General features: G+C 72.0%; 4 protein-coding genes and 1 pseudogene. All 5 read right to left on the bottom strand.

The annotated features are described in order from the left end of the window. Window positions 1-655 (bottom strand): annotated as a pseudogene (locus I73_RS29050) (creatininase family protein); the annotation flags it as partial. Between the two features lie 5 nt (window positions 656-660). Then, window positions 661-1,131: a RidA family protein gene (locus I73_RS18935; protein ID WP_022982056.1), complete on the bottom strand. Its 471-nt coding sequence runs from the start codon at window positions 1,129-1,131 to the stop codon at window positions 661-663. Further along, window positions 1,128-2,438: an amidohydrolase family protein gene (locus tag I73_RS29045; RefSeq protein ID WP_022982055.1), complete on the bottom strand. Its 1,311-nt coding sequence runs from the start codon at window positions 2,436-2,438 to the stop codon at window positions 1,128-1,130. Before I73_RS29045 ends, I73_RS18935 begins: the two co-directional genes overlap by 4 nt. A gap of 5 nt (window positions 2,439-2,443) precedes the next feature. Next, window positions 2,444-3,031, bottom strand: a complete 588-nt coding sequence (locus I73_RS18925; protein WP_022982054.1) for an NAD(P)H-dependent oxidoreductase — start codon at window positions 3,029-3,031, stop codon at window positions 2,444-2,446. Window positions 3,032-3,261: 230 nt separating this feature from the next. Continuing rightward, the coding region (locus I73_RS18920) for a TetR family transcriptional regulator C-terminal domain-containing protein (RefSeq protein WP_022982053.1) at window positions 3,262-3,977 on the bottom strand (716 nt) is incomplete at its 5' end.

Genomic DNA, 3,977 nt, shown 5'->3' with positions numbered 1-3,977 from the left:
GCCCAGGCGCAGGCCGGCCGGCCATCGGGCGAGAGCAGCTTGAAGGAAATTCCGGCGGGTAGCTGGCCACGGCCCGGTCCATGCGCACCGTCTCGGGGGCCAGGGCCAGCACCAGCGCGGTCTCGGCATGGCCGGCATGCATGGCCAGGCGCTTCTCGCGCTCGTTCAGGTACTGGCCGGCCACATGCGGCACCCGCCAGGTGAAGCTGGGCACGACGATGAAGTCGCCGTGGCGCAGGCGCAGCTCGCGCGCCGCCATCTCCAGCACCTGGGGCTGGCCGCCGTGGCCGTTGACGAACAGCAGCTTGCGAAAGCCCGCGCGGTAGACCGATTCGCCCAGTTCCTCGATGGTGGACAGCAGGGTGCGGCCGGTGAGGGTGACGGTGCCGGGGAAGTGCAGGTGCTCTTCCGACTTGCCGTAGCTGATGGGCGCCATGCCGAAGGCCGGCACCGAGGCCGGCAGCCGGGCCAGTGCATGGCCCACCACGCCAGCGGCGATCAGCGTGTCCACCGCACAGGGCAGGTGCGGGCCGTGCTGCTCGGTGGCGCCCACGGGCAGCACGATGACGGTGTTCTCCCGGTCGGGCAGGGCGGCGATGTCCGTCCAGCTCAGGTAGGGTAGAAAGCGCGGGGCGGGGCAGAAGCCGTGCAGCATGGGGTTCACTCCGGGCGGCGCAGGGGCAGGTAGGCTGTGCCCTCGACCTCGATCAGGATGTCGTCGGTGGGCATCAGGCCGCTGACCTCGACCACGGTGGAGACCGGCGGCTGGCTCGGGTAGAACAGCTTGCGCACCCGGTTGTAGAGCGGGAAGTGGTCCAGGTTGCGGAAGTACTGCACCAGCTTGAACACGTCTTCCATGCGGCCGCCCTCGGCTTCGATGGTCTGGCGGATGCGGTCCAGCACATACCAGCTCTGGGCCAGGATGGGGCCTTCCTTGATGTCGCAGGAGAACTCGCCGGTGCGGCCGATGCGGGCCGCGGCCTCGGCCGGGATGTCGTCGTAGCCGCGCACGATGCGGCCGGCGGCCGGGTCCACCGCGATGACGCCGGACAGGAACACGTAGTCGCCCATGCGGCGGCTGGCGGCGTAGCGGGCCAGCGGTGCGGCGCCGGCAGAAGAAGGGGCATTCATGGCGTCACCGTGTCGTGCGAAGAGGGGGCGAGCCGCTGGCCCGCGCGCAGCACCACCCGGGCCTGCGCGCGCGAGGGCCAGCCGCTGGCGCTGGCGCGGGGGAAGATGACCAGATCGGCCACGCGGCCGGCCAGTGGCGGCGGGGCGTCCCAGCCGGGGCTGGCTCGCCGGTCGAGCCAGTCGGGCCGGCACAGGGCCTGGCTCCAGCTGTCGAAGGCCTCGGGCAGTTGGGCCACCTGCACGCCGGTGGCAAAGGCCTCCACCGGGTCGTAGCTGCCCACGGCGCAGAAGGGGTCCTCCACGTTGTCGCTGGCCAGTAGCAGCGGGATGCCGCGCTCGCGCGCCTCCTTGACCAGGGTGATGCCACGCTGGCGCGGGGTGCGGCCGGTCACGGCGTCCTGCAGCAGCAGGTTGGTGATGGGCAGCGAGACCAGGGTGATGGGCGCCTGGGCCACTGCGTCCAGCGTGGCCAGGGCCTGGCCCTCGGGCTGAGCCGCCAGCGCACAGACATGGCCGCAGACGGCCCGGCCGGCGTAGCCGATCTCGCGCAGCGTGCGGGCCACCAGGGCCAGGCCTTCGGCGGCGGGGTTGAGCTCCTCGTCCACATGCAGGTCCAGGTCCAGATCGGCCTCGGCCGCGGCCAGCAACAGCTGGCGGGCCGAGCTGGGTGTCCAGTGGTGCGAGTGGATGAAGCCGCCCAGCAGGGCGCCGGGGCCGCTGGCGGCGATGTGGCGGGCCAGGCGGTGCGCCTGGGTCAGGTCCTCAAAGGCCGTCTGCGGGACCAGCGCGGCGCGCTCCAGCTGGATGCGGCCGGCCCAGGCCTGGGCCAGCTCGCCCAGCACCGACCAGGCCAGCGGCTCCTGCGTCGGCTCCCACCAGTCCACATGGCTGCGAATGCGGGTGACACCGGCCTCCCAGGCCCACTGCAGCGCCTGGCTGGCGCGGGCGTGGATGTCCTCGCGGGTCCAGTGGGCGCGGTCGCCCATCATGGCGTCGATGGCGGCCAGCAGGCCGGGCTTCACGTGACCGATGCGCTCGAGCGTGAAGGTCTTGTCCAGGTGGGTGTGGGCATCGACCAGGCCGGGCAGCACCGGCGCGCCGGCCAGGTCCCAGTCGGCGGGGCCGGCGGGCAGTGTGTTCGGCGACATGGGCTGCAACGGCCCAATGTGCCCGGCAGCCAGCGTGAGGCAGGCCAGGACCGGGCGCCCGGTGGCATCCGACGGCCAGCGTGCCGGCAGCAGCCAGCGGGGCAGGCGGGCGTGGAGCAGGCGCGTGGGCGCGGCGCAGGGGAGGTGAAGGCCGGCCATGGTGTTCAGGCGAAACGTTCCATGGCCGCGCGTACCTTGGCCTTGAAGGCGCCCAGCGTGGTCGGCGTGGCCACGTTCATGTGGTAGTAGGGGTGGTAGCTGATGCGGGCGCTGCCGCCGGTCAGCAGGCGCAGGTAGCGTTTGATGACGCGGCGCGGCGGGTCGCCCATGTACCAGGCCACCCAGCGCGGCCGACCGTAGGTCACCACCGCCGAGATGTGCTTCAGGTGGGTCAGCGCCGGCTTGACGTGGGCCGGGTCGCTGATGTCGAAGGCCACGCCGGGCATCAGAACCCGGTCGAAGAAGCCCTTGAGCATGGCCGGCAGCCCCATGCACCAGGTGGGGAAGCAGAACACCAGGCCCTCGGCCCACTGCAGGCGCTCCACATAGCGCTTGACCGGCAGCTGGTTGCTGGGCACCGAGTGGTAGCCCAGGCGCTCCTCGCGAGAGAGCACCGGGTTGAAGCCCTCGCCGTAGAGGTCGCAGTCATCGACCTCGTGGCCGGCGGCCCGCAGGCCTTGCAGCACCTCCTGGTGCAGCGCGGCGTTGAAGCTGGTTTCCACCGGGTGGCAGAAGATCACGAGGACGCGCATGGCTGCTGGCTCTTAAATTTGACTGTTGGTCAAAATAAGCAAGCACGATGCCAGGCGGCATGCCGGGGCCAGCGCCGAGCGGCGTGGCGTCGGCGCAGCGTCTTCAGCGCCGGTGAGGTGGGGTGGGCAAGGGGACGACGGCGCCTCGGGCGGGTCTCACGCCCCGGGTGCGTGATGCACGCGCTTGAGGCGCGCCGCACCAGAAGCCGGCCCCTCCTCGGGGCGCCGGCTCAGTCGGGCGAGAGCCCGCAGGCCAGCAGCACGGTGGTGGCGATCTCGGCGGCGATGGCGTCCACCGGCGGTTGCGCGCCCATCATCACGGCCACCTGGGCCTGGTAGTCGGCGTAGTACTGGGTCATGCCCCAGATCTGCTGCAGCAGCAGCAGCGGGTCGCGTCGGCGCAGCAGGCCGGCGTCCATCCAGCGCTGCAGCAGGCGCGCCTTGCTCTGGGTGGAGGCCAGCATCTCGGGCCAGTAGCGGGCGATGTGGGTGCCGCCGGCCAGCATCTCGGCGGTGAAGATGCGCGACACCGGGCCGTTGGCCAGAGCGTAGTGCAGCTTCCGGTGCACGTAGTCGCGCAGCAGCTGGGCCGGGGTGTGGCCTGCTTCCTCGGTGAGCGAGAAGGCCTCGCGCCACTCGTTGACCACCTCGTGCAGCAGGTTGGCGTAGAGCTCGTCCTTGCTGCCGGCGTAATAGAGCAGCTGCTGCTTGGTCAGCCCGGCGCCCTCGGCCACTGCCTGCATGGTGGTGCCCGCAAAGCCATGCCGGCTGAAGACATCGATGGCCGAGGCGCGGATGGCCGCCAGGATCTGGGCCCGGCCGGCATGGTGGCGCTGGCGGGGCTGGCGCACGGTGCGCCGCGGCGGGGCCACCGGCTCGGCGCTGGGGGGCAGGGCCGGAAGGGACAGGGGCGACGGTGGCTCGGCCCCAGCGGGCGTGGCGCCGG

It is taken from the genome of Ideonella sp. B508-1 (genome assembly GCF_000333615.1).
Taxonomy (GTDB): Bacteria; Pseudomonadota; Gammaproteobacteria; order Burkholderiales; family Burkholderiaceae_C; genus Ideonella.
Note: the sequence above shows the minus strand (reverse complement) of the source record. Positions and strands in the feature narration are given on the sequence as shown.